The organism is Coprococcus eutactus, from assembly GCF_025149915.1.
Lineage (GTDB): Bacteria > Bacillota > Clostridia > Lachnospirales > Lachnospiraceae > Coprococcus > Coprococcus eutactus.
This window is the reverse complement of sequence record NZ_CP102278.1, coordinates 938,873-964,081: the sequence shown is the minus strand read 5'-3', so window position 1 is coordinate 964,081 and position 25,209 is coordinate 938,873. Positions and strand designations below refer to the sequence as shown.

At 45.6% G+C, this 25,209-nt stretch carries 22 protein-coding genes and 1 other RNA gene; 7 read left to right on the top strand and 16 right to left on the bottom strand.

Annotated features, from left to right (window positions below; translation table 11 throughout):
* Window positions 1-11: 11 nt before the first annotated feature.
* The 7 genes from NQ536_RS04115 to NQ536_RS04085 form a co-directional block, all read right to left on the bottom strand.
* Window positions 12-197, bottom strand: coding sequence for a hypothetical protein (locus NQ536_RS04115; protein ID WP_004849804.1), 186 nt, complete (start codon window positions 195-197; stop codon window positions 12-14).
* 270 nt (window positions 198-467) lie between these two features.
* Window positions 468-1,808: a virulence-associated E family protein gene (locus tag NQ536_RS04110; RefSeq protein ID WP_226865987.1), complete on the bottom strand. Its 1,341-nt coding sequence runs from the start codon at window positions 1,806-1,808 to the stop codon at window positions 468-470.
* On the bottom strand, window positions 1,693-2,433 hold the full coding sequence (locus tag NQ536_RS04105; protein ID WP_044997645.1) for a CHC2 zinc finger domain-containing protein: 741 nt from the start codon (window positions 2,431-2,433) through the stop codon (window positions 1,693-1,695). Before NQ536_RS04105 ends, NQ536_RS04110 begins: the two co-directional genes overlap by 116 nt.
* Before the next feature lie 47 nt (window positions 2,434-2,480).
* Window positions 2,481-3,953, bottom strand: a complete 1,473-nt coding sequence (gene mobQ / locus NQ536_RS04100) for a MobQ family relaxase (RefSeq protein WP_081445835.1) — start codon at window positions 3,951-3,953, stop codon at window positions 2,481-2,483.
* Window positions 3,954-3,955: 2 nt separating this feature from the next.
* Complete coding sequence (locus NQ536_RS04095) at window positions 3,956-4,312, bottom strand: DUF3847 domain-containing protein (RefSeq protein WP_004848574.1); 357 nt, start codon at window positions 4,310-4,312, stop codon at window positions 3,956-3,958.
* Window positions 4,313-4,559: 247 nt separating this feature from the next.
* On the bottom strand, window positions 4,560-4,763 hold the full coding sequence (locus NQ536_RS04090; RefSeq protein WP_004614949.1) for a hypothetical protein: 204 nt from the start codon (window positions 4,761-4,763) through the stop codon (window positions 4,560-4,562).
* 146 nt (window positions 4,764-4,909) lie between these two features.
* Window positions 4,910-5,134, bottom strand: a complete 225-nt coding sequence (locus NQ536_RS04085) for a helix-turn-helix domain-containing protein (protein WP_005362423.1) — start codon at window positions 5,132-5,134, stop codon at window positions 4,910-4,912.
* A 302-nt stretch (window positions 5,135-5,436) separates the two neighbouring features.
* Here NQ536_RS04085 and NQ536_RS04080 point away from each other — a divergent pair, with 302 nt between their 5' ends.
* From NQ536_RS04080 to NQ536_RS04060, 5 genes are all read left to right on the top strand, one after another.
* Window positions 5,437-6,477: a DUF6076 domain-containing protein gene (locus tag NQ536_RS04080; protein ID WP_009896690.1), complete on the top strand. Its 1,041-nt coding sequence runs from the start codon at window positions 5,437-5,439 to the stop codon at window positions 6,475-6,477.
* Between the two features lie 69 nt (window positions 6,478-6,546).
* Window positions 6,547-7,230 (top strand): response regulator transcription factor, encoded by a 684-nt coding sequence (locus NQ536_RS04075; RefSeq protein WP_004849790.1) that lies wholly within the window; start codon window positions 6,547-6,549, stop codon window positions 7,228-7,230.
* A complete protein-coding gene (locus NQ536_RS04070; RefSeq protein ID WP_004849789.1) occupies window positions 7,227-8,258 on the top strand; it encodes a sensor histidine kinase in 1,032 nt (343 codons plus the stop codon). Before NQ536_RS04075 ends, NQ536_RS04070 begins: the two co-directional genes overlap by 4 nt.
* 123 nt (window positions 8,259-8,381) lie before the next feature.
* A complete protein-coding gene (locus NQ536_RS04065) occupies window positions 8,382-9,047 on the top strand; it encodes an ABC transporter ATP-binding protein (RefSeq protein ID WP_009896684.1) in 666 nt (221 codons plus the stop codon).
* Between the two features lie 13 nt (window positions 9,048-9,060).
* The gene (locus NQ536_RS04060; protein WP_044946984.1) at window positions 9,061-11,691 is read left to right on the top strand and encodes an ABC transporter permease; all 2,631 of its coding nucleotides are present in this window, start codon (window positions 9,061-9,063) and stop codon (window positions 11,689-11,691) included.
* A 134-nt stretch (window positions 11,692-11,825) separates the two neighbouring features.
* Here the strand turns inward: NQ536_RS04060 and NQ536_RS04055 are convergent, their stop codons facing one another.
* The 8 genes from NQ536_RS04055 to NQ536_RS04020 all read right to left on the bottom strand — a co-directional run bounded on the left by NQ536_RS04055 (window position 11,826) and on the right by NQ536_RS04020 (window position 21,033).
* A complete protein-coding gene (locus NQ536_RS04055; RefSeq protein ID WP_004849786.1) occupies window positions 11,826-11,954 on the bottom strand; it encodes a helix-turn-helix transcriptional regulator in 129 nt (42 codons plus the stop codon).
* Window positions 11,955-12,346: 392 nt separating this feature from the next.
* Window positions 12,347-14,776: a phenylalanine--tRNA ligase subunit beta gene (pheT, locus tag NQ536_RS04050; RefSeq protein ID WP_004849782.1), complete on the bottom strand. Its 2,430-nt coding sequence runs from the start codon at window positions 14,774-14,776 to the stop codon at window positions 12,347-12,349.
* A gap of 287 nt (window positions 14,777-15,063) precedes the next feature.
* Window positions 15,064-16,083 (bottom strand): phenylalanine--tRNA ligase subunit alpha, encoded by a 1,020-nt coding sequence (gene pheS, locus NQ536_RS04045; protein WP_004849780.1) that lies wholly within the window; start codon window positions 16,081-16,083, stop codon window positions 15,064-15,066.
* 568 nt (window positions 16,084-16,651) lie between these two features.
* Window positions 16,652-17,722 carry a YihY/virulence factor BrkB family protein gene (locus NQ536_RS04040; RefSeq protein ID WP_044997809.1) on the bottom strand — a complete coding sequence of 357 codons (1,071 nt, stop codon included), beginning with the start codon at window positions 17,720-17,722 and terminating at the stop codon, window positions 16,652-16,654.
* A 16-nt stretch (window positions 17,723-17,738) separates the two neighbouring features.
* Window positions 17,739-19,391 (bottom strand): SpoIID/LytB domain-containing protein, encoded by a 1,653-nt coding sequence (locus NQ536_RS04035; RefSeq protein ID WP_004849775.1) that lies wholly within the window; start codon window positions 19,389-19,391, stop codon window positions 17,739-17,741.
* Between the two features lie 77 nt (window positions 19,392-19,468).
* Window positions 19,469-19,652: non-coding RNA, 6S RNA (ssrS, locus tag NQ536_RS04030), on the bottom strand.
* A 52-nt stretch (window positions 19,653-19,704) separates the two neighbouring features.
* Window positions 19,705-20,352, bottom strand: coding sequence for a metallophosphoesterase (locus NQ536_RS04025; RefSeq protein WP_044997808.1), 648 nt, complete (start codon window positions 20,350-20,352; stop codon window positions 19,705-19,707).
* Between the two features lie 210 nt (window positions 20,353-20,562).
* Window positions 20,563-21,033 carry a hypothetical protein gene (locus tag NQ536_RS04020; protein ID WP_004849769.1) on the bottom strand — a complete coding sequence of 157 codons (471 nt, stop codon included), beginning with the start codon at window positions 21,031-21,033 and terminating at the stop codon, window positions 20,563-20,565.
* Window positions 21,034-21,436: 403 nt separating this feature from the next.
* On the opposite strand from NQ536_RS04020, the gene NQ536_RS04015 reads away from it, so the two are divergent.
* Together NQ536_RS04015 and NQ536_RS04010 are read left to right on the top strand one after the other, a co-directional pair.
* Window positions 21,437-22,036: a restriction endonuclease subunit S domain-containing protein gene (locus NQ536_RS04015; protein ID WP_022058851.1), complete on the top strand. Its 600-nt coding sequence runs from the start codon at window positions 21,437-21,439 to the stop codon at window positions 22,034-22,036.
* 23 nt (window positions 22,037-22,059) lie between these two features.
* Window positions 22,060-23,289, top strand: coding sequence for a 6-phosphofructokinase (locus tag NQ536_RS04010; RefSeq protein ID WP_004849765.1), 1,230 nt, complete (start codon window positions 22,060-22,062; stop codon window positions 23,287-23,289).
* Between the two features lie 352 nt (window positions 23,290-23,641).
* Here NQ536_RS04010 and NQ536_RS04005 read toward each other — a convergent pair whose 3' ends face one another.
* A complete protein-coding gene (locus NQ536_RS04005; protein WP_004849762.1) occupies window positions 23,642-25,207 on the bottom strand; it encodes a glutamate synthase subunit beta in 1,566 nt (521 codons plus the stop codon).
* Window positions 25,208-25,209: the final 2 nt, after the last annotated feature.

The window sequence follows — 25,209 nt, the reverse complement described above, 5'->3', positions numbered from 1 at the left end:
TCCGTATTTTTTCAGGAAGCGGCGGCAGCGTGCTGGATCACATCTTCCAGCAGACTGTCAAGCGGCTTCCCATCCTGTGCGAAATGCTCCGATACTTTGATACGGACTTTCCCCATGACAAAATACTGGGTGCCGTCTTTTTCGGTAAGCAGGGTGCCGCTGTTTTTGTTATTGCTCTCGTTTTTGCTTTTTGCCATAGGCAGTTACCTCCATAAATGAAATATGCCCGACAAGGGAATGTCAGGCAGGTGTACAGCCGCAGACTGTCTCCATGTCAACCAAACTGTGTCAACCGGCAGAAAAGACTTTGAAAACAATCCATAGGCGCTCTATGATTACTTTTTACTTTTTCTTTGATTTCTTGGTTGACATGGTTGACAAAGGAGAGAAATGCCCCAAATATCAGGCTTTTCCCCGTCAACCGGCTGTCAACCGAAGCGTTAACCAAACTGTTAACCGGTGGATTTTCAGAATGGCAGTTCCATTTGCCAGGCTTCTTCTTCCGTGATTTCCTGAAAACCGTCCCCCTCCGGCGGGTCTTGGTTGACACGCTCCCAGCCTTTTTGAGAACCGTATTTCTTATACCGCTTCGGGCTTTTGTAGGCTGCCCAGCCCTGTATGATGCCGCCCGCAATGCCGGTATTCATAATCTCGCAGATTGCCCGTGTCTCCCAGTCTGCCGGGGAATTTAAGTTCCCCAGCGCTTCCTCATAAAGCTGCTTGGAGCATACCCTGTCACCGGTGTAGTCCTCCAAATAGGCGTAGATCATGCCAGCCTGTGTGTCCTCCTGCATGAAGTCCTGCTGATGGGCGTTCAGGTATCGGTTCATTTCTATGCTGAATGACAGCTTATACTTCCCACTGCGGTAAACCGTCATGGCTTCCGCCCACATCTGTTCGATATACGCCCTCGCCGCCGCTTCATCGTCCAGTATGTGAACCTCCGCCCGTTCCGGGTACACCGTCACGGGGAGAAAGCGCCGGTTGCCGGTGCGGTCACGGGGCAAAAAGTCCTGCCGGTTGGTCGTCCCTCCGAATACACATTGCCGCAGCCGGTCTGCCGGGTGTGTCTCATACGGCACTTTGTAGGTTTCTTTCTGGCGGCTTAAGAATGACTTGATTTCCTCAATACTCTTGGCGTTGGCTGTGGCAATCATCTCCGACATCTCGATAATCCAATGCCCTTGCAGCTTGCGGTACACATTTTCATCGTCCAGCTTCTTCAAATCGTCTGAAAACCATTCGTCCCTGCCTGCCAGCAGCCGGAAAAAGGTAGATTTCCCGGCTCCCTGACCACCAACCAGACAAAGCATGACCTCAAACTTGCTCCCCGGTCTGAATACCCGCCGGATGGCTCCCATCAGGAACAGTTTTAAGGCTTCATAGGTGTATTCGTCCGTATCGGCTCCCAGAAAGTGATGCAGGGCGTAACGGATGCGCTCTGTGCCGTCCCATTGCAGGCTGTTCAGGTAATCCCTGACCGGATGGTAGCGGTTTTCATTGGCAACAATCTTGATGGCGCTCTGCACCTTTTTCTCGCTGGTAAGCCCGTAGTTTTCTTCCAGATACAAAAGCAGGTAGTTCATGTCCATGTCGGTCAGAGTGGTACTGGTGCGCTCCCAGCCCAACGGCTTCACAATGTCAATCTGCTCCGTCAAAAGGTTCAGGCGCAGCGCCCCACGAAACAGCGGATCACGCTGGAACACCGTCAGGCAGTTTCGGATGCTGTTCTTCACACCGCCTTTCTGCGTCCCCTCTAACGTCTCCCGGATTTCTGCCGGTGTCTGCGCTGGCTCTATTGTATCCATCGTCCTTTTGACCGCTTCCTGCGTTTCCGGCGGCAAGCTCTGAAATTCGCTGTTCAAGCCGCAGCACCTCCTTTCCCTGTGCGGCGATCAATGCCGCTTTTTCTTCTATTTCTCCGTATAACAAAATATCCAAAAGGTATTCTGTGTAGCTTATCCTCTGCAACGCTTCCACAAAAAGAGGATGCCAGATGGCATCCTGCGGCTGTGGGGCGTATGCTGTTTTCCAATGCTCCAGCAGGCGCAGATAATCGCATAGCACCCGGAAACAATACCGTTCCGTTTCCTGAAATCTCTGCTCCGCTGATTTTTGTCGGGGCTGTGACCTGTTGTTACGCTTCCTATCTGGTGGCGCATTGCCGGATTTCTCATAGGAAACGCCGAAGTCCTCCGCAAGCCTGACCGCAGCTTCCCGCTTCCCCAATCCATGCAGCAAAGCGGCAAAGTCGATCACATCCCCGGAAGCCCTGCAGCCGAAGCAATAAAAGCGGCTGTCCACTTTCATGCTGGGCGTGCGGTCATTGTGGAATGGACAGCAGACCATGCCGTTTCTCCCCACCCGGATTCCATAGAATGAAGCAGCCTGCCGGGTGGTAACAGACTGTTTCACCGCTTCAAATACATTCAAATGCTCCCTCCATAAAAATACCGATAGCGGTAAAGCTGCCGATTATATCATAGCTCCATCTCATGTTTCTTTCTCTGTACTTCCTGTGGCTGCTCCCTCCGGCGCAGTGCGGTATCTACGGCGTTCTGCACCTGCCGCAGCCGTATGACTTCCTCCCGGAGTGGCTTGTGCTGCGGAGACAGTTCGGCATACTCTGTTTTTAACTGTGCATATTCCTGTTTCCATGCTTTCAGGGCAATAGGTTTTCCGTCCAGTTTTTCTTTCAGAATACGGCGGGCGGCATAAAACAGCCGTAACTCCGCATCGTGGGATGTTTCAAATTTCTCCCTCTGTTTCTTAAACTTGATATTGTCCAATTCCGTATGGACAGGTTTTAGCCGCTGGTAATTCTCGCCCTCCCGTATCAATTCCTGCAATTCCTTTATCCGGGCAGATTTCTTTTTCATGGAGCCGCTTAATGCTTCAAATTCTTCACTGACAGAGGAAAGACGCTCCTGCAAATCCTCTAATGTGAGCAGCTTGTTTTCCGTCAGATAATTGACGGCTTCGGCAAACTGCTTTAAGTTTCCGGTTCTGGCTTTATTGCTCCATGCCCCTGCGTTGCGCTGGTTGTAATAAGCGATCAGTAGGTCGGCAAGGCTCGGTGTCTGCGGTTTGGAAAGTTCTTCTTTTACCTCTGCCATCCAGACAAACAGGGCTTTGATCTTCTTCCTCACATCCTGCATGAGCCGGTTGGTGGCTTTAATCCAGCGGTTCAGTTCCCCTTTCTCGGTGCGGATGCCCTTTGCTTCCATCTGCCGGACATTAGCTCCCTCGTGGACAGTAGGTATCAGGTCAAGCCCCTGCCGCACATAGGAACGGTGGTCGATACGCACATCCAGCCCTTTTTCCTCAAATTTTGTATTAACGGCAGCCGCCCACTGCTCCCGCCAGTGTTCCAGCGTTTCTGGCTCATGCCAGTCTGTTGTATGGACAGCGTTAAACATATAATCGCCATTTTTATCCCGGATTCGGTTTCCATCTTCATCAAGAAGATATTCCCGCCGCTGTTTTTGTCCCCATGTGCCATCCGGGTTCAAAGGGCGCATGGTTGTCATCACATGGAAATGCGGGTTAGGGATGCCGCCGTCCTCTTTCTCCGGGCTGTGAAAAGCAAGGTCGGCAATCATGCCTTTTGCCACAAACTGCTCCTGTACGAACTTCCTCGCCAGCTCCATGTTTTCTTCCAGCGTCAATTCATTCTGCATGGCAATGTCAAAGGAATAGGCAAGCTGTGCTTTTGGATGTTTCTCGCAGCTCTCCACAGCATTCCAGAGGGTCGCCCGGTCAAGATATATTTCCGGCGCATGGGGCGGCAGCATGATTTCCGAAGCGATCACGCCTCCCTTTTTGGTGTAATCGCTGACTTCTCCATAGTAGCTGCTGTAAAGACGCTCCCCGGCTCGGTAGGCTGCGCTGGCAATGGCGCTCTGACCGGCGCTGCGCTTTATCTGTGCGATTGAAAAATGATAAAGTGCTATCCTTAGTCACCGCCTTTCTCCTGCCCGGAAATACGGGCGTGGTTCTCTGCGGCAGACCGGATGAAATGCTCCGCCTGCGGCAGATTCAAAATGTTTTCCATGAGGGAATAAAATTCCGCTTCGGATAGCTCCTTTGTCTGTAGTGCAATGCTCTCAACGGCTGCCCCACGGGTAATCAGCCGGTGCGTCCTCTGTTTCCGGGAACCGCTTTCCAGATACGCCTGCCGGTTTTTCAAACGCTGCATTTTCCGTTTTTCCCGTTCCAGCAGGACAGTGTTTTTTTCATATTCCTGCTTCAACTGTTCCAAAGATTTTTCCGTGTTCTCACATCCTTTGCTTATAAGATAAAGAAAGACCATCCGCAGACAGTCCGTGTGTCAGTGCTTCTATAAAACCCGATGAAAAGGGAAAAACGCAAAGCGGATTTCTCTTTTTGGCGGGTACACAGGGGATAGCCGCTTTAGCGGCGCAAGGGGGTGTAGCCACCTTGTCGGAGCGAAGCGAACGCAGACCTCGGATTGCTGATTTTATCAGCGGCAGAGGTAAGCTCCGCAGGACGCACGATACATGGTCTTTAGACTATGTATAGAAGTGCGCCCTTAGTTCCTAAGGGATTTTGCCGTTTCCGGCAGTCTTGTCCTTTTTCTTGGAACGCTTGGAAAGATACTTCGGGCAGTCAACCACAACCGCCCGGAAGCTCTGTTTACATTCGTGCTGGCATTTCCGGCACAATTCGTTGTAAGTGATACGGCTGCGGTCATTTAAGAAGAAAGACCATTCCAGCCGTCGCTTGTTACTCATTCTTGCCATAACCGGCTCCTTTCTCCGTTTCTATCTGATGTACGCAGATAGGCTGTTTTGGTGTAGCGTCTCGGTATTATTTTTAAGGTTTTTTCCCTCTGTATGCCCCTTTGGAAAGTACGGCAGTATTGCAGTCAGGGAATGATACCTCACGCTTATTTGTCGCTTCCCGGTACGGTTTCGGAGCCTTTTGCCATCCATTCAAAGAAAGCAATTTTGCTGACCTTGATAAGCCTGCCCCTGCGGAACGCCGGAAAGCCGGGTGTGTGTACCAGCTCATAGGCGCTCGCTCTTGAAATTCCCATAATCCGCTGAATGTCCGCCACATCCAGAACCAGCGGTAAATCCTCGTAGCTGTTCAATCTCTTTTTATCGTTCATTCTGTTCCTCCCATAAATCAAATAGGTTAAAATGCTTCCTGCTGCCGTTCTCCCCAAAAGCCGTTTTCCTGCCCCATTCCTGCGGTGTTTCCCTGCATTGGTGCGCCGGATGCGTCACTTCTCCTGCCGGTCATATCCCTTTTGGACGGTCATTCACTTGTCAAGGTACTGTGTGGCACGAAATTACCAACTGCAATCATCATAGCGGACTATCCTTGACAAAACAATGCTTCTGCGATACCATGAGTGTAACAGATATAACCGAATTATATAATTACCATAAACAAAGGCAGGGGATAGGGATGGAGAATCAGTTTATACGGCATGAGCCATGTTTTGAGAGGATTTTGTTTGTCCTGACGCTGGACAGGAAGAAAATGAAAGAGCGGATTTTGATTGGGGAAGAACAGCAGATCCGCTTCCGGCTGAACGGGAGCCAAAACGCAGAGGTGCTTTGTGATATGACACGCCCACTGGGAACTTTTTTGATAAACTTTGAGCATGACACGGACAGAGATTGGAACTTATATGGGCTTTCTCCGCTGCGGCAAGCCCTCCACTCCAACAGATGGAAACAGCCGGAGCTGGAGCAGGCGGCAAGCGAATTTCTCTGGGGAAAATATCTTAGCAACGATCCTCTGAAAATGTATGTAGCGTTCCGTATCTGGAACAGCTATCTGCTTGCCAGAGAACCCCGTGACCGTAACGCTGCCTGTGACCGCTTCATGGATAAAATGAGCAGCCTGACCGGGGTATTCCATAACGAAGCCATGAGCTTTGACAGGGAGACAGGAAAACCGAAACATTTTCAAGCTGGCAGCCTTTATTTCAAAGGCGCACCGTCAGAAGATACCCGGCTTGACCTCTGGTTCCCGGACAACCGGCGCACAGAAGAATGTGTGTCTGCCTATGCGTCCCTCTACCCGTTGATTACCTATTATTTGAACCGGCTGAATGACTGGGGGCTTTGCTTCCGGCAGTGCAAGGTCTGCGGGAAATATTTTCTGGCAAAGAGCCAGCGGTATGAGCTGTGCAGCGACAAGTGCCGCAAAGCACAGGCGCTTCAGAACAAACGGGAATTTGACGAGAGGGCAAGAGAAAATAACTATGACCTGCTTTATAAAAATGAATGCCAGAACTGGCGCAACAAAATAAACCGGGCAAAAAATACCGCAGGCTTTCCGGCTGACCGTCTGGAAAAAATACAGGCTGCCTTTTCCGACTTTAAGAAAGAAGCCTTACAGAGAAAAAAGACTGTAAAAACAGGAACAGCCAGCCCGAAAGAATTTACGGACTGGCTGTATCAGCAGAGTAATGTAATTGTGGAACTGACAGAATATTAAATTTTTTTCTCGTTGTGAGGTTTCTGTGACATTTTGCTGATACTATAAAAAGAAAAAGGATGTGATACTATGCGAATACTGGTTGTTGAAGATGACCAGCTTTTGAATAAGACATTAAGCTATAATCTGTCGGCTGTCGGATATTCCGTGGATGGGGCTATGTCAAAGGCTGTTGCCATAAGATTTCTTGAAAAACAGGATTATGATTTAATCGTTTTGGATGTCAATCTGCCAGATGGGAACGGGTTTGATATATGCCATGAGGTAAAAGAACGCCGTCCTGATACCGCCGTGATTTTTCTAACCGCAAATGATATGGAAAGCGATATGCTGAAAGGATTTGAATTGGGCGCAGATGATTATGTAACAAAGCCCTTTCCTATCAGCGTGTTCCAAAAGAAAGTATCTGCTTTACTGAACCGCATTTCAGCACAATCCGGCGGCGATTTCTACGATGACGGGAATTTGTATATCAATTTTTCCGAATTATCAGCCTGTCTCGCAGGACAGCCGATTACCCTTACATCGTTGGAATATCGTTTATTAAAAGTGCTGACAAGAAATTCTCAAACTGTCCTGACACGTCAGGTATTGCTTGAAAAGCTGTGGGATGTAGATGAAAATTATGTGGATGAACACGCACTAACCACAACGATCAGCCGCATCCGCAGTAAAATTGAAACGAACCAGCATTCCTACATCAAAACCGTTTACGGTATGGGCTATATGTGGATTGGAGGAGCGCAAAAATGATTTCAAAAAAACTCTCCTTAAATAAAGTCTGCATAATACTGGCAACTACCATTTTACTTTTATCAGTGGTCATGTTTTCGGTTCTATATATCCTGACCAAAGAAATGTCTGTGGTATTTTGTAGCATGGCTTTTGGTCTGCTTTTTCTACTTTGTGTTACTGCTTTTGTGATACTGATACGGCGAAAGCTGACTTTGTTTTCTGAAATGCTTTGCTGCACCTTAGACGAAATGATGAATGGAAAAATAGATGTATCACAGGTTGCCGAAGAAGAAAACCTATTTTATAAAATCAATCATCGGCTGGTGCGTCTTTATGAGGTTATGCAGGAAAGCAAAAACAGCGTTGCCAGTGAACGAGCTGACTTACAGGAGTTAATTTCCGATATTTCTCATCAGGTAAAGACACCGATAGCAAACTTAAAAATGATAAATGCCACCTTATTAGAACAAGAAGTGCCACCGGATAAACAGCGGGAATTTCTACTTGCCAGTGGCACACAGCTTGATAAACTGGATTTCTTAATGCAGGCTATGATAAAAACTTCCCGACTTGAAACTGGCGTTATCTCACTTGAAAAGAAACAGCAGCCTATCTATGATACTCTTGCTATGGCGCTGGGCGGTATTTTTCTGAACGCTGAAAGAAAGCACATACAAGTTGAAGTAAACTGCCCGGAAACATTGGTTGTTTCCCATGACCGCAAATGGACAGCAGAAGCCTTATTTAACATATTGGATAATGCAGTTAAGTACACGCCGGAGTACGGTTCTATTCGTGTTTGCGTTGAAAGCTGGGAAATGCACCTGAAAGTCAGCATTACCGATACCGGCAAAGGTATTCCCGAAAACCAGCAAGGAGCAATTTTTAGGCGCTTTTATCGGGAAGAAGATGTCCACGATATAGAGGGAATCGGCATTGGGTTGTATCTTGCAAGGGAAATTATTAGCTTACAGAACGGTTATATACAAGTAACTTCTCAAGTAGGAACAGGTTCAACATTCTCCGTTTTTCTTCCCCATGAATAACCTGTTTTTTTGAAATGTCACAGGATTGTGACATTTCAGGGCAATTTATTATGCTGGCTGTGACATTTCTGTGAGGTTTGGTCGTTATAATGGATTTATCAAAAAGAAAGGATGGTGTTCTTTATGAGCATTTTGCAAACGACTGAACTGAAAAAATATTATGGTGCAAAGCCGAACATTACCAGAGCCTTGGATGGTGTGACCCTCTCCATTGAAAAGGGCGAATTTGTTGCTATCGTAGGAACCTCCGGCAGCGGTAAATCTACACTACTGAATATGATTGGCGGGCTGGATGTGCCTACCTCCGGCAAGGTTATTGTGGATGGGCGTGAACTCTCCACATTAAAAGATGAGCAGCTTACTATCTTCCGTAGGAGAAAGATCGGCTTCATCTTCCAGAACTACAATCTGGTTCCGGTGCTAAATGTCTATGAAAACATCGTGCTGCCTGTGGAGCTGGACGGAAACAAGGTAGACAAGAAGTTTATGAAAGAAGTTGTTCAGATGCTGGGGCTGGAGGATAAGCTGAACAATATGCCCAATAACCTCTCCGGCGGTCAGCAGCAGCGCGTAGCCATTGCCCGCGCCTTGGTGTCAAAACCCGCTATTGTTTTGGCTGATGAACCCACCGGCAACCTGGACAGCAAGACCAGCGCTGATGTGCTGGGGCTTTTGAAAACCACAAGTCAGAAATTCCACCAAACCCTCGTGATGATTACTCATAATAATGAGATTGCCCAGCTTGCCGACCGTATCATTCGGATTGAGGATGGCAAGATCGTGCAGTAAAGGGGGCGGGACTATGAATGACATTCTATTTGGCAATAATAATACAAAAACCATCAAGCGGCTGTCTAAACAATATTTCAAGAAGAATAAGGTTCGTAATCTGGCGGCGATTCTTGCGATCGTTCTGACAGCATTTTTGTTTACATCCATCACTTCACTGGCATTTAACATGGTATCCTCCATGCAGCTCTCTATGCAGATGCAGAAAGGCAGCAAGGGAGATGGAACCTTCGGCTATATGACAGAGGAGCAATTTGAGCAACTGAAAAACAGTGATTTTGTGGAGCAGGCAGGTCATCGGCGGACGATTGGATATGCAAGCAACGCCGTGGGTCATTCTGTTGAATTAAACTATGCTGACAGCATACAGCAGGAACTTACATTCTGCGTGCCAACGCATGGTTCAGCGCCGGAAAAGGCGAATGAAATTGCTACTACCGAACTGGCTTTGAAGGCCCTTGGTGTGGAACCGGAGATCGGAGCAGAAGTTCCTCTGGAATTTGAACTGCGGGGAAAAACCTATCATTATGATATGGTGCTTTCCGGTTGGTGGGAAGCAAGCAACGATACGGTCAGCGTGGCGATTCTCTCAGAGCAGTTTGTAAAAGATAATCCGGATGTGGTGAAAAATACCCACGCAGTGGATGGAGAAATCTCAGGGGTTACTTTTTCTGAAGTTGTGCTGAAAGACAAGACGAACATTCAGGAGCAGATGGATAGCTTTGTCTACTCCATCGGCGGCAATCCAGAGGATATGTCTGCCGATAACTTTATCCTCTCTGTTGAAAACCAGATGGGAAAAGCCATGATTTCTTCGGAGTCCATCTTATTTGCCGTAGTATTTGTTTTGATGTTTGTATTGTGTGGCTATCTGCTGATTTATAATATTTTTGATATTTCCGTTATGCAGGATGTTCGGCAATATGGCTTATTGAGGATGATTGGTACTTCTACACGGCAAATTAAAAGCATCGTCAATCGGCAGGCGGTATGGCTGACCCTAATCGGTCTGCCGATCGGTTTAATTGCCGGGTTCTTTGCAGGCAGGGCGTTGCTTCCGGTAGTAATGCGAATTTTCAGTTATGAGTATTCTACGGCAAGTTTGCAGGCATCGGCATCTCCTATGCTATTTGTTATAGCCGCATTGTTTACGATTTTGACAGTGTTTATCAGTACCCGCAAACCGGCCAAAAAGGCATCAAAAGTATCTCCCATGGAGGCAATTCGTTATACGGAGCAGGATGATTATAAAAAGAAAACGGTTACACGAATCAGTGGAGCAAAGCTCTCTCACATGGCATTTTCTAACTTAGGACGTAACAGACGCCGTTGTGTATTCATTGTTGTTTCTATGCTTTTGTGTATCGTTCTGTTCAACTCTATTATCATCGTGACACAGAGTATGGATGAAGAAAAGTGGATTACCCGCACAACAAAAACAGATTTTACCGTCTACAATTCGATTGCAGTCAATGTTCAGGAGGGCTTTAGACATCACGAAGATGCACTTCCACAGCAAGTAGTAGATATGATCCGTGAGCAGAACGGTCTGGAAGAAGAACGGTATCTTTACCGTAACACCGTAGATGACGGTAACGTGCTTGTGGATTACGGCTTTGAGGGACTTACTTGCACAAATACTTTTGAATATGAAAATGGGATTAGCAAGTCTTTCGGGAATTATGCGCTGAATACTGCCCCGGATGCAGAAAATCTTTTCTTTGGAAATGTCTATGGCGCTTCCGAACATTTTTGGTCTGACATGATGATTTATGATGGTGAAACAGATCCTAATGTACTGAAACAGAAAATGCTAACCGGAGAATATGTCATTATCGGAAACCGATTAGACCGACTGAGTGGTGGCCCGAAAACAACATCCCTGTCAGAGCAGTTGCAGATCGGTGATAGCATTTCTTTTTACAGGGATGGTGAGTTAGTCAAAACCTGCACAATTCTGGCAAAAGCCTGCACCGTTGGGACTGAGGACGAAACGCCGACAACAACTACGGCTACGATGCATATTGGCGGCGATGCGCCTTTTGTGTATTTACCAGACACCGTATTCAAACAGATTTACACGACCCCGACCCTGTTGAACTATGGATTTAATATGGATGCTTCTCTGCATCCGCAAATGGAGGACTTTCTGAGCAGTTATGTTGAAAAGAACCCCTCTGTTACCTATACCTCAACAAAATTACTGAAAGAACAATTAAATTCTGTTGCAAGTATGGTTTGGGTTGTAGGTAGTCTGATTGGCTGTATCATGGCATTGGCAGGATTGATTAACTTTACAAATATGATCATCACCAATATTATTACCCGTCGCCATGAGTTTGCGACTATGCAGAGTATCGGTATGACAAATCGCCAGCTTCAAAGGCTGATGGTTTATGAAGGCGTTTACTATGCCGCTGGTGCAGACATCATTGGTGGAGTGGTTGCGCTGCTGCTTGCTGTGACGGTGCTGAAAAATGTCTTGAACTCGCCATCTATGTGGTTCTTTACTCTGCACATTACATTGGTTCCAGCTTTGGTCATCGGCGTGCTTTATCTGTTGCTGGCTGCGGTCATTCCGCTGATCGTTCTCCACTTCTTTAACAAAGGAACTGTGGTGGAACGATTGAGGACTTCGGAATAAGAGTAATTCTCTTAATAACCATGTAAAAAACAAATCAAAAAGGTACTTGATATTGCGCTTCATTGCTTTTATCAAGTACCTTTTTTCATGCAGTATCATATAAGCGTGGATTCGTTATATTTGGTGTGGTATCTTTAACTATGGGAAACTCCAGTTTCCCAGTTGGATATCGTCTGCCTCGAAACCATAATCTTCTCAGCAGCCTGATCCTGGGTTAACCCAGCTCCATTTCTCGCTTCCTTTATCTTATTTCCAATCTCCATGTTTTTCCTCTTTTACCTCCTTTATCACAGAATAGAGCAGATATATAGGTGCTTCGCGTGGCGTCTGCGTCATCATATGTCTGCCTGATGCACATAAATTCATGTCCATGCAATCACTCTGAGTTCTCTATCTGAGCAAATGCTAACACCCATATCACATCTTTTCCATCAAAAGGCTTTGTCCTTGCCCCGGATACAGTGTAAAAATCCTTTTACATACCTTACCATCCCGTCTCTCAGCATTCAACATAAAAATGCCACCCGGTAACAGACCTTCTGAGGTACACCTCATTTGCGATCTGTTACCGGGTGGTATTTAAAATATATAGTATCGATCATCTTAAGCAGAATCTACACCGCATGCCTGGCTTCCATGCAGTGCAGCCCAGATATTACGCTCTGATCTCGATTCCGAGCTTGCCGAGCTCCTTGAGGATCTTGGCAATGATTCCATCGACCTCTGACGTCTCAAGTGTTCTATCCTTAGCACGGAATGTCATTGTGTAAGCCACTGACTTCTTGCCCTTTGCGATCTGCTCACCCTCGTATACATCGAAGAGCTTGTAGCTCTCAAGCAGCTTGCCACCACATTTCTTTATGACTTCCTCTATCTGTCCGACAAATATTTCCTTGTTCACAACAAGACTCAGGTCTCTTGTACTTCCCGGGAACTTTGCGATTCCCTCGTACTTGGTATCGAAGTTTGAAAGCATAACCAGTGTAGGCATATCGATGACTGCCACATATACCTCACCCTTAAGGTTGTAGTTGTCACATACCTCAGGATGTACCTGTCCGATAAATCCAATTGTCAGTTTGCCCTTCTTGAGCTTTGCCTGACGGCCCGGATGAAGGAATGTGTACTCCGACTCAGGCTCGTATGTCACCTGACCCTTAAGTCCAACCTTATCTGTCAGTTCCTCGAGAACACCCTTGAGATCGAAGAAATCTCCCTGGCCATACATACCGATGGTCAGCTTCATTCTCTCCTCTGGAAGCTCTGTGAGTGGAAGTGACTTTGGAAGGTATACATTTCCGAACTCATAAAGTCTTGCAATCTTGTTCTTTCTATTATAATTTGTTGCCAGTGATGTGAGAACACCGTTCAGTGATACTGTTCTCATGATACTGAAGTCCTCACCGAGAGGATTTGCTATTGTAACTGTCTTTCTGAACTCGCTGTCAGCAGGAAGAAGCAGCTTGTCAAATACCTTAGGGCTCTCAAATGAGTAGCACATACCGCCCGAGAAACCATTTGCCTCAAGGACATCCCTTGCGATGGCATTGATCATCTGGTCGTATGGGAGCTTACCAACTGTTGCCTCACCTCTTGGAAGTGATACAGGAATGTTGTCGTATCCGTAAAATCTTGCAACCTCCTCTGCCAGATCTGCCATGCAGTTCAGATCCTGTCTGAAGCTTGGCACATCCAGAGTGTTTGTCTCTGCATCGTATGTGAGACCAAGTCTGCCGAAGTAGTACAGCATCTTCTCAGGCTCAACCTCTGTTCCGAGAAGCGCATTCATCTTGTCAGGCTCAAATGGAAGCTTCTTGTCCTGTACAGGATTTGGATACACGTCAACAGCTCCGCCGACTACCTCACCTGCGCCCATCTCCTCGATGAGCTGACATGCCCTGTCTATTGCCTCCATTGCAAGATTTGGATCAAGTCCCTTTGTGAACTTGGCTGCCGCATCAGTTGCAAGTCCAATTCTTCTCGATGAAAGTCTGATATTTGTTCCATCAAAGCAGGCTGCCTCAAAGAGCAGTGTATCGATACTGTCTGTTACCATGGAGTTCTCACCACCCATGATTCCAGCGATACCAATCTCCTTCTCACCGTCACAGATCATCAGAACGTCATGGTCGAGCTTTCTCTCCTGTCCATCAAGTGTTACAAATGTATCTCCGTCATTTGCACGACGGACCACGATCTTGTTGCCAGCTATGGTGCTGAGATCATATGCGTGCATTGGCTGTCCGTACTCTTCCATAACATAGTTTGTTATATCGACAAGATTGTTGATCGAACGGATTCCCTGTGAAGCAAGTCTCTGCTGCATCCACTTTGGTGAAGGTCCGATCTTCAGGTTCTTGACAACCCTTGCTGTGTATCTAGGGCAGAGGTCATGATCCTTTACCTCTACTGATATATAGTCATTGACGTCCTCGTCATTTCCTGTCTTTGTTACCACTGGTGGGTAAAATGGCTTGTCAAATGTAGCTGCTGCCTCTCTTGCCATACCAATCATTGAGAAACAGTCAACTCTGTTGGATGTGATCTCGTACTCAACAACAACATCGTCGAGTCCCAGTGCCTTCACAGCATCATCGCCCGGCTTCACACCCGACTCCTCTGGGAATACATACACGCCATCCTCTGGTGCCTCTGGGTAAAAGTCTCTTGATGAACCAAGCTCCTCTATACCGCACATCATACCATTTGACTCAACTCCTCTGAGCTTACCCTTCTTGATCTTGATTCCGTCAGGGTATTCATTGTTGTCACCGTGTGCTGCCGCAACCTTACCACCGTCAAGTACAAGTGGGATGAGATCATCAACCTTTACATTCTTTGCTCCGGTCACTATCTGGAGAGGCTCTGCCTGTCCCACGTCTACCTGACACACTACAAGCTTGTCCGCATCTGGATGCTTCTCCATAGTGAGAATCTTGCCGACAACGATCTTATCAAGATTCTTATCCTTCTGTTCGTAACCCTCTACATGTGATCCTGAGAGAGTCATGGCATCTACAAACTCCTGAGCTGTCACGTCCAGATCAGGAACATATGCCTTTATCCATGAAATTGGTGTATTCATCTTCTATTCTCCTTTTAATTGTGTAATCTTACTTTCTACATAAACCTCATTGAATCTCTACTACATTACGTCAATCAGCAGACAGCTGCCAGACGTTCGACACATTTTAATCCGCTTAGGCTGACCCATTTGTCATAAGCAGACATTTGAGCCCGCCGGTCCTTAGGTGGCGCTCCAGCGGCGTCTTAGTACCGCTGCAGGGCGAAACGAGCGGAAGCGTTCTGCATTGACAAATGGGTCAGCAAAAGCGGCTTCAAAACCTTCATCGTCCAGCAGCGTCCCCACAATTAAAACTGGTCTAAGAATCTCATATCGTTCTCGTAGAGAAGTCTCATGTCATCTATCTCATACTTGAGAAGTGTTACTCTCTCAAGTCCGATTCCAAATGCAAATCCTGAATATACCTCAGGGTCTATTCCACAGTCGCGGAGAACCTTTGGATGAACCATACCACAGCCAAGGATCTCTATCCAGCCACTGCCCTTACATACTCGGCATCCCTTGCCGCCGCACTTGAAGCATGTGATATCACACTCTGCTGATGGCTCTGTGAATGGGAAGTGATGAGGTCTGAACTTGACCTTTGTGTTCTCACCGAAGAACTCCTTTGCCCACTGCGCCAGTGTTCCCTTGAGGTCTGCCATGGTGATTCCCTTGTCTATTACAAGTCCCTCTACCTGATGGAATGATGGTGAATGTGTCGCATCTACCTCATCAGCTCTGAACACTCGTCCAGGTGAGAGGATTCTGATCGGAAGATTGCCCTTCTCCATGATTCTCGCCTGAACAGGTGATGTCTGTGTACGAAGGAGGATATCCTTTGTAACATAGAATGTATCCTGCTCATCCTTTGCAGGGTGATTTGCAGGAATGTTCAGCAGTTCGAAGTTGTACTTGTCATACTCTACCTCTGGTCCCTCAACTATCTCGTAACCCATGCCGATGAATACTCTCTCCAAATCCTCAAGTGCTATCTGGTTTGGATGTCTGTGTCCGGTGAGTTTCTTCACACCTGGAAGTGTTACATCTATGGTCTCTCTCTTCATCTTCTCAGCGCGGAGTGCTCTGTTGATGGACTTTGTCTTCTCATCAAGTGCTGTCTCGATGGCCTGACGTGCCTCATTTACCATCTGACCAACCTTTGGTCTGTCCTCCGGTGCAACATCCTTCATTGATTTGAGAACCTGTGTGAGTTCTCCCTTCTTACCGAGTATCGCCACCTTCACATCGTTAAGTGTCGATACAACCTCTGCGCTCTCGATCTTCGCAAGAGCCTCTGCCTTAATGGCTTCCAACTTGTCTTTCATCGTATTTCTCCTTTTTCTATTTCTAGGGATTTTTATACATTTCTACTTAGTGTTCTGCTTAGTGTATAAGTCTCGGTATTGCTTCGCCTCTGGCTTCCGCAATTCCTACAGTGATTCGCGCTCCGCCCTATCGGGCTGCTCGCTCATTTCTGTTGTGTTTTCTAAAGCATGAGCAGTTTTTCATGCAAGCATGAAACTGCTCGTGCTTTGAAAACGACTTATACACTAAAAAAGTCCCCAGCATGTTTTACATACTAGGGACGAATTATATCCGCGTTACCACCCTGATTCCAGACATTCATTATATGCACCGTCATATATATGTGCTATATGTCTGACTCTCATTAGACGTTTGTCGCACGTCACACGCCACAACCTACACAAATCAATATCTGTCAACTGATCAGCAGATATCATCAATCCTTCAGCCATGATGGCTCTGATGTGAAATTAAATACGCACTCTAACCTGACCGGGCTTTCAGCCGCTGACCTGGTCTCTCTGATGGCGACATGCGCATCTTTTGCATCGTCACTGCCTGTAGAGATAATATACCTACAGGCGGATGTTAGTCAACCTCTTTTTTCTCAGTGGCTGGACTCACATCCGGATTTTCATTTTCCATTACGCCTTCAGCGTTCTCCATCCCCAGCTCCTGGTCAAATTCATCTGCATTCACCACGAGTTCTCTTCTGGTCTGGCGCATCCGCTTCTTCTCTGCGCGCTTTTTCTTCTTCTCAAGACGTTTTTTCTTCCGCCCGGCCTTGTGTGCACGTCTCCTTATTCCACGGATTCCGTTATCCATGAATTTGTTGATCTCCGCACCGATCAGCATGACATACATACACATATAAAGCCACAGTGCAAGGAGTATGACACTGGCAAGACTTCCATACATGTAAGTATTTATACCCACAAGATTGATGTAGCTTGAAACGCCAAATGACAGAAGCATCCACAGTATGGTTGTAAATGCCGCTCCAGGCATAGCTGTTTTGATCCTTACTTTTCCAACCGGAAGTGCCCAGTAAGCAACCAACATAACGCCAAACAATACCGTAGGCGCAAATGCTATCTTTATAATGGAAAGAATATCGGCAACTGTATCCACCAGCTGAAATCCCTCAACAGAATCAAGCCTTACCAGTATCTTTGAAACAACAACATCACCGAGAATATATATGACCATCACCGCCACTATCATCACACAGAATATAAGCGTATACAATGTGTGTATAGCTCTTCTCAGAAAATAGTTTGCACTGTCTTCCTTGCCAGTCATAAATGTAAGTCCTCTGCCGATGGCCATGGTGCCCTTTGATGCAGACCACACCGTGAGCAATATTGACACAGCCGTCGCTATCAGCGAACTCCTGCTATTGAATATCTCGGCAAACATAAATTCAAAATTAGAATTTATCTCTTCCGGGAAAAGCTCTCTCACGATCTCCACAACTTGGACTTCCGTAAATGGCAGATACTTAACAAAAGTGAGAAGTGTCATTGCAAGTGGGAACAACGACAACAGCAGAAAGAATGCAGACTGAGCCGCAAAGGCCGACACCTGATCTTTATTCATCTCAGCCATAAACAGTCTTAGCTTGTGATACAAGATCACCGCTCTTTTCTTCATCTTCATATGAACAAACTCTCCATTACCTTTCAACCGAACTGAGAACCGCTCCATTGTAGTAGTGGCTTATGATCTGTGCAGCGGTATATCCCAGCTTTGCCAGCTCATTTGCGCCGTTCTGACTCATACCTACACCATGTCCGTATCCGCCGCCCTTGAGTATGTAAAGTCCTGAACTGCTGTCCTTCTTCACATAATAGAAATTACTTGGAACGCCTGTCCAGCCTGTAAGTTCTGAACCATCCTGCTCCGTGATTGCCTTGCCGTCAGTTGCAAACAGAACTCTTATATTGCTCTGTCCGCTCACTGTAACCGTTCCTGCATCTCCTGTTATTGTCACTTCCTTGACAAGTCCACTGTCATCACGACTAGTAACTGCAATTGATGTGATCTTGCCTACCGATGTGGCAGATACATCGGAGCACCTTGAAAGTCCTGTCTCCACAGCCTGTCTCATCTCATCCTCTGTATAGCTCACTGTCCATCTGTACATAGGAAGATTTCTCTCGACAACATCAGTGTCTGTCCTTCCATCCATAAAATCCATAAATGCCGCCTCATCGCTGAAGTATGGTATATCGAGTGCCGTATTCTGTATTCTCGTGCATGTGTATGGCATACTGCCTCCCCACACCTGATCACTGGTCGTCGTGGTTCCACATGAAGTTGAGAAATATACTGCATTTATTATCTCTCCATCATATGTAGGAACAATTCCCACTGTATCATTTACCGCTGCTATTGAATTATCAGTCTCAGGGAAATTGTTGTATACCTGACACGCTGTCGTATCATCCAGATCTGCATCATAGCCCCTGTAATTGCTGCCAAGCTTTCTGTATGTAAATCCTCTTGCACATATGGCCTGAGCCTTTAATGCTTCCATGCTGTAGCTTGATGAGACCTCGCTGGAGACAACTCCGTACAGATACTGTTCTATATTGACCTGATTCACAACCAGATACCCGGATGAATCCTTTGTTATATCAAGAGCGCCATGATATCTTGGCGCACCTCCCGATTTGCTGAGGCTGGAAACTGTTATCACACCATCTGAGTTCTCAGGCTCGACAATTATCTTCGAGGCCTTCTCATCACTTCCAAGTGATATGATATCTCCTGCTTTATAACTTTTTGCCTTGCCATCGCTTGTGACATTTACGCCTGTGCTGCATGAAAACTCAACGTAACTCTGATAATAGTCTCCGCCATTCGTCAGGATGACACGGACACTATTCTCCATACCAGTTATGAGAACTGACGCGCCGCCGTCTCCCGTACCTCCGCTAGTCCTGTCCGATCCGCTCAGCCTGTATGAGTAATCTGTGTCCTTCTTCTCCTTCTTTGGAGCTGCCACTGTTCCCGCACCCTGTATCGTGTAATCAAATTCTTCTATATTTTCGCCGCCACGCTTATCGCTGTCACGCTTCTCACCACCGTCATATGCAGCATACCTCACAAGGTCCTCTGTCGGATCGTCAGGTGCCTGTATAACTATTGTCTCAACAGCATTACTTCCATCCGCATCAGTGGTACCATCCCCCACTTTGCTCCTGCCTGTCATTATCATGTATCCAACCACAAATACCAGGATAACTGTTATAAAGCTGACCACTTTAAAATTCTTATTGTATTTTATCTTTTGATACCATTTCTTTCGTTGGTCTATACGCATATCACATTCTCCATCTCTTATAAAACGTCCAATTACAGAGAAAAAGCAGCATATACATGCTGCTTTTTTGTCTTTTGTAATAAACTGAAATGCGCCCTTGCTTTTGAGTCCTAGCAGAGCTAGGTGGGCAACCGCAACTACATATCAGCCGTCCACTAGAACTTATATAACGAGGCTTGACTTCAATGTAATGATGTAGGAATCCCTTTTATTCAAATGTAGGTTCAAAATCACAAGAGACTTAATACATCTCAGCTTGTGAACTCATTATACATTACCTTTACACCACTTGCAACAATTTTTCACATCAAGTTTAGACATAGAACTCCTCCCCTGTATCCAGACATATCGCTGCAAGACGACCACCTCTAAAACACGCTCCACAGTCAATTGCAATGTAATTATTTTTCTTCATTATATACCTCGGCCTGTCATTTTCCTCTATGAGCTGAGTCGGTGTGTGGCCACATACAACTATCCTGTCAGTGTAGTATGGCACACTGAAATCTGGTCTCGTCCACACTATCTCATCTATGGTATATTCATCCAGCGATTTACCTGGGGAAAAATTACCCAAGCCCCCATGTACAAGAATATACTGTTGATCATTTACACTAATATCATAATAATATGGAAGTTCAGACAGAAACTCTATTACATTCATTTTTTCCTGCTGATCAAGCGTCTGAAATTCCCTCTCCGTGCTCGTATCTCCCCTGTAACTATCATTCATGGCAAAAAACTTTAATGTTCCAATCACTCCACTATCATGATTACCGATAAGCGTCCTCACATTTTTCATATTCATTATCTTCTGAACGACCTTTATCGGATGTGGACCTCTGTCTACCATATCCCCCAGTACATATAAAATATCCTCATCCGTCATATTTATCTTGTCCAACATTCTCATAAACTTATCATACATTCCATGAATATCTGCGAGTATGTAAACTGCCATAATCATCCCCCCTAGTATAACATCAGCTAATTAAACATCCTTCAAAACGATCACTTGATTTCCCCTGCAACTGTATAATAAAATAATATATAGTGTATATTTTCTGTCATATCCAACTACATCACCTAAAAACATATGGAGGTTTTATAATGTCATCAGATAAATTACGAGGAAAGCGTGAAAGCAGTGATCTCAACATAACCAGCAACCTCAAGGCCTGTCTGGTTGGAATACTGCATTCCAGTTCATCGTGCTTATAACCCACCCGCAGGAGGCTGTCGATCTGCTGATGAACGAGGTAAAACTTGGTTTATCAAGATACGAAAGACTGTGATGATTCGCCAAGCAGCTCCCCCATAGCCGCTGATGACTCTCATCTATACATATCAGTGTGAAAATGGCAGTACACATGTCCAGTGCCTGAACCTTTAGCTGAAGATCATCATCGCCTGCGATATTATAGAACATTGCACAATTCGGACTGTTCTGTGGACATGTCAGCATTATATAATCATGCGGCATACCATTTGACGGCTGAAGACTGATCGACATATTTATCGCCAAGCAATCTGAAGCTCTGTTATCATTGTCCTCTTCTTTACCGCCCTCTTCATCATACTCATATACACTATAGTCATCGTCGTCGACATAACAGTATCTGCCACCCCGTCTTATATCCATTCTCAAGATATATCATATCACCCATAATATTTCCCATCTGCGAAATGTTGATCACTGTCTGCCGTGTAGATATAACAGGCACAGTCTTTGCTAGATACTCTAAATATCCATTCATCATACATACCACCCTTCTGAAATGCTTTATTAGTTATTTCAAGGACCTTTTAGGGATAATTTATCAGTCAAAAGCGAATAAAAACTTCCTAAAATGGTAATTTTCACAAATTTATTTCAGAATATAAAATTACATTAAGCTGGTTTGCTATCATTCCCTACATCTTGAAATATAATCATGCTATGTGTTAAAATAAAATTACTTATGGCTATCTCTGACTTTTGCAATTTTTCAGTGCTATAGCTAATATTAATAACAAGGCTATGTATGAAAGGCAGGTGTATACAAATGGATAAAAACACCCTACAAATGGGATATGTAATACTGCTGATATTATTTTTTCTTGCACTTGTGTTCCTGACGATCCTCTATATAAGAAAGCGGCTTGCCATACGCCGAGAGGCAACTGACCAAGACCGGAGCAAATGGGCCGATGAACTCATTCAGGAGGAGCAGGGCGAGAGCAAAGGATACTGGCTCAATAAAGACGATATGGACGAGGTGGATCAGACATACCGTCTGAGATACTACCACTACTTTGACAACATAGATGAATGCATCCACGACCTGATCGTAGAGATGTACGACTGCGGCTTTGTGAGAACTGAGGACATCTTTGTCTCAGCATACGGCGAGGATGCTTTAAAGCCTGATTCATTCATCTACATGACCGATGATGATCCTGACTTTGAAAAGGCAAAGGCTGCTCTTCCACCAGTCAGTGAAAAAAATCAAAAGAAAATATATGATCTTTGGGTATCTTATGTGGAGGAACTTCTCGACAGAGTTGAGATCCATACCACCCAAGCAAACCAAGACATCATAAAGGATGCGCTCATGGTTTATGGACGCAAGAAGATAGGCATACTTCTTCGTAGCCCAGAGTAATAATTTCAAAGGAGTAAATTGATATGAAAGACAATTGTATAGTAGCTCAGTCAGGAGGCCCTACCGTAGCGATAAATGCTTCGCTGGCAGGTGTCATAGATGGAGTAAAAAAGAGTAAGAAATTTACAAGAGTATATGGTGCGATTCACGGAATACAGGGAGTCCTTGAAAATAATTTCATAGACCTTTCCCTCATGGCACTCTCTAAATTCCCGCTTGTGAATACACTGGAGCTTTCTCCTGCTATGTATCTGGGATCATGCAGATACAAGCTGCCTGATTTTGAGGTTGATCCGAAGCCATATGAGATAATATTTGACAGATTTGAAGAATACAAGGTCGCTGCCTTCTTCTATATCGGTGGCAATGATTCCATGGATACAGTTGACAAGCTCAGCAAATATGCAGAGAAGATCGGCTCAGATGTAAAGATAGTTGGTATACCTAAGACCATAGACAATGATCTGTGTCTCACGGACCATACGCCTGGATTTGGTTCTGCAGCCAAGTACGTTGCATCGACCATGCTGGAAATTGCACATGATACCTACATCTATCATATACCAAGTGTTGTCATCGTAGAGATAATGGGACGTGATGCCGGTTGGCTTACCGCAGCCTCATGCCTTGCAAGAAATGATTACAGCCTTGCTCCTCATCTCATATATCTTCCAGAGGTTGATTTCGACGAGAACCAGTTCATTGAAGATATCAAGAATGTATTAAAGACATCAAGATGTGTCATCATCGCAGTATCTGAAGGAATTCATGATAAGGACGGCAACTACATCAGCGCAACATCCGCCGTAGCAGACAAATTCGGTCACGCTCAGCTCAGTGGAACCGGAAAGGCTCTTGAGAGTCTGGTAAAAGACAGAATGGACATAAAGGTTCGTTCCATCGAACTGAATGTTCTACAGAGATGTGCTGCACACATTTCTTCAAGAACAGATATAAATGAGTCATTTGCACTCGGACAGGCCGCTGTAAAGTATGCAGCCGAAGGTATGACCGCAGTTATGTCAACCATAAAGAGAGTGTCAAACGACCCTTACCAGTGGATTATCGAGCCTGAAAATGTAGCACTCATCGCAAATCAGGCCAAGACAATTCCACTAGAGTGGATCACTCCTGAGAAGAATGATGTCACGCCTGAGATGGAAGCATATCTCAGACCTCTTATAATAGGTGAGGTTTCCCTGCAATACAAGGATGGACTTCCTATGTATCTGCCAGTAAATCATCTGCTTTAAGAAAGACGGACGCCCATTGAAACAGAAAGATGTATATATACATTTTTTTGTTTTCAAGGGCTGACTGTGGGATGAACCAACATGTACAATGGCATTCTATAACAATCTTTTCAAGGGCTGGCTGCGAGACAAATGCACACATACAAAAGGATTCTGTAACAGATTGTTTTCCATATTACCCGGCTTTTATACGTAGTTGTTATAGTTTTATCCTTATTCCCCAAAACCAGACCGATTAAGGATAAATTCTCAGATTATATGACAAAATATCCCTAATACCTCAATCACATGATAGGTATTAGGGATATTTTTTTATTTACACGAAAGGCGAACGAACCAAGTTCGTCTATTTTTACTGCAGATTTGTATATCCGAGCAGCAGCTCTTCAACTGCCATGGCTGCCTCACGGCCTTCTCTGATGGCCCATACTACAAGTGACTGGCCTCTGTGCATATCTCCGGCTACGAACACCTTTGGCACATTGGTTGTATATGAGTTTGGACATGGCGTCTTGACATTTGTTCTCTCGTTGAGTTCTACGCCAAAGCTCTCTGCCACATATGTCTGACATCCGAGGAAACCTGCTGCGATGAGTACCACGTCACAGTCAACGATATACTCGCTTCCCTCTATCTCTGTCATAGACATTCTTCCAGTCTCAGGATTCTTTTTCCAGTCGAGTTTCACGCACTTGGCGGCCTTGACATTTCCATCCTTGTCCTTGATGAATTCCTTTACTGTAGTCTCATATATTCTAGGATCATGTCCATATACTGCTATAGCCTCCTGCTGACCGTAATCTGTCTTGCAGATCTTCGGCCACTCCGGCCATGGATTGTCAGGTGTTCTTGTGTCAGGTGCCTTTGGCATCATCTCCAGCTGTGTCACGCTGACAGCGCCCTCGCGGACCGCTGTTCCAACGCAGTCATTTCCTGTATCACCGCCGCCTATGACAAGAACATTCTTACCCTTACAGCTCACGAACTGCTTATCTGCAAAGCCTGAATTGACAAGACTCATTGTGGTTGTCTTGAGGAAATCAACAGCGAAGTAGATTCCCTTTGCATCCCTTCCGGGTGCCTTGATATCTCTAGGATTTGCTGCTCCACAGGCAAGCACAACTGCGTCATATTCCTTGAGCAGATCATCAGCCTTCACATACTTGAGGTTCTTGTTCTTAAGGTATCCAGTCATCTGGTCGTCTTTCGGGCACACAGCCTTAGCAGATGCCTTTCCGGTTGCAACCTCTGTGTTTAATACGAACTTTATTCCTCTCTTCTTCATGACATCTATTCTTCTGTCTATGATCTGCTTCTCAAGCTTCATGTTTGGAATACCATACATTAGAAGTCCGCCCGGCCTGTCGCTTCTCTCATACACAGTCACGTCATGACCTCTGCCGATCAGCTGATCCGCCACTGCAAGTCCCGAAGGGCCTGAACCTATGACTGCTACTTTCTTGCCAGAGTGAACCTTTGGCTGAGCATCATTTACGAGGTCATTTGCAAATGCATATTCTATGATGGCTCTCTCATTCTCGCGGACCGACACTGGATCGCCATTCAAGTTACAAGTACATGCCTTCTCGCAGAGCGCCGGGCACACACGGCTTGTAAACTCAGGGAAACAGTTGGTCTTGCTGAGTCTTGCAAATGCCTGCTCAAGATTGTCGTTATATAGCATATCATTCCACTCAGGGATAAGGTTGTTCAGAGGACATCCAGATGTCATGCCACATATATTCAAACCTGCCTGGCAGAATGGAACGCCACAGTCCATACATCTTGCAGCCTGCTTTCTCTGCTCATCACGGCTAAGCGGAGTGTGGAATTCATTGAAATTCTTGATTCTGTCCTTAGGAGCAAGCTCTGCGCTTGTCTTTCTCTCATATTCTAAAAATCCAGTTGGTTTTCCCATTC

Bases quoted from the DNA above. Each gene is read 5' to 3' on its own strand.
- NQ536_RS04040 (WP_044997809.1), bottom strand. From the start codon at position 17,722: ATGAAGATGAAGAAAAGAGCGGTGATCTTGTATCACAAGCTAAGACTG.
- NQ536_RS04110 (WP_226865987.1), bottom strand. From the start codon at position 1,808: ATGGATACAATAGAGCCAGCGCAGACACCGGCAGAAATCCGGGAGACG.
- NQ536_RS04015 (WP_022058851.1), top strand. From the start codon at position 21,437: ATGGATAAAAACACCCTACAAATGGGATATGTAATACTGCTGATATTA.
- NQ536_RS04005 (WP_004849762.1), bottom strand. From the start codon at position 25,207: ATGGGAAAACCAACTGGATTTTTAGAATATGAGAGAAAGACAAGCGCA.
- NQ536_RS04090 (WP_004614949.1), bottom strand. From the start codon at position 4,763: ATGGCAAGAATGAGTAACAAGCGACGGCTGGAATGGTCTTTCTTCTTA.
- NQ536_RS04070 (WP_004849789.1), top strand. From the start codon at position 7,227: ATGATTTCAAAAAAACTCTCCTTAAATAAAGTCTGCATAATACTGGCA.
- NQ536_RS04055 (WP_004849786.1), bottom strand. From the start codon at position 11,954: ATGGAGATTGGAAATAAGATAAAGGAAGCGAGAAATGGAGCTGGGTTA.
- NQ536_RS04080 (WP_009896690.1), top strand. From the start codon at position 5,437: ATGGAGAATCAGTTTATACGGCATGAGCCATGTTTTGAGAGGATTTTG.
- pheT (WP_004849782.1), bottom strand. From the start codon at position 14,776: ATGAATACACCAATTTCATGGATAAAGGCATATGTTCCTGATCTGGAC.
- NQ536_RS04025 (WP_044997808.1), bottom strand. From the start codon at position 20,352: ATGGCAGTTTACATACTCGCAGATATTCATGGAATGTATGATAAGTTT.
- NQ536_RS04115 (WP_004849804.1), bottom strand. From the start codon at position 197: ATGGCAAAAAGCAAAAACGAGAGCAATAACAAAAACAGCGGCACCCTG.
- NQ536_RS04085 (WP_005362423.1), bottom strand. From the start codon at position 5,134: ATGAACGATAAAAAGAGATTGAACAGCTACGAGGATTTACCGCTGGTT.
- NQ536_RS04035 (WP_004849775.1), bottom strand. From the start codon at position 19,391: ATGCGTATAGACCAACGAAAGAAATGGTATCAAAAGATAAAATACAAT.
- NQ536_RS04075 (WP_004849790.1), top strand. From the start codon at position 6,547: ATGCGAATACTGGTTGTTGAAGATGACCAGCTTTTGAATAAGACATTA.
- NQ536_RS04095 (WP_004848574.1), bottom strand. From the start codon at position 4,312: ATGGTCTTTCTTTATCTTATAAGCAAAGGATGTGAGAACACGGAAAAA.
- pheS (WP_004849780.1), bottom strand. From the start codon at position 16,083: ATGAAAGACAAGTTGGAAGCCATTAAGGCAGAGGCTCTTGCGAAGATC.
- NQ536_RS04060 (WP_044946984.1), top strand. From the start codon at position 9,061: ATGAATGACATTCTATTTGGCAATAATAATACAAAAACCATCAAGCGG.
- NQ536_RS04020 (WP_004849769.1), bottom strand. From the start codon at position 21,033: ATGGATATAAGACGGGGTGGCAGATACTGTTATGTCGACGACGATGAC.
- NQ536_RS04065 (WP_009896684.1), top strand. From the start codon at position 8,382: ATGAGCATTTTGCAAACGACTGAACTGAAAAAATATTATGGTGCAAAG.
- NQ536_RS04010 (WP_004849765.1), top strand. From the start codon at position 22,060: ATGAAAGACAATTGTATAGTAGCTCAGTCAGGAGGCCCTACCGTAGCG.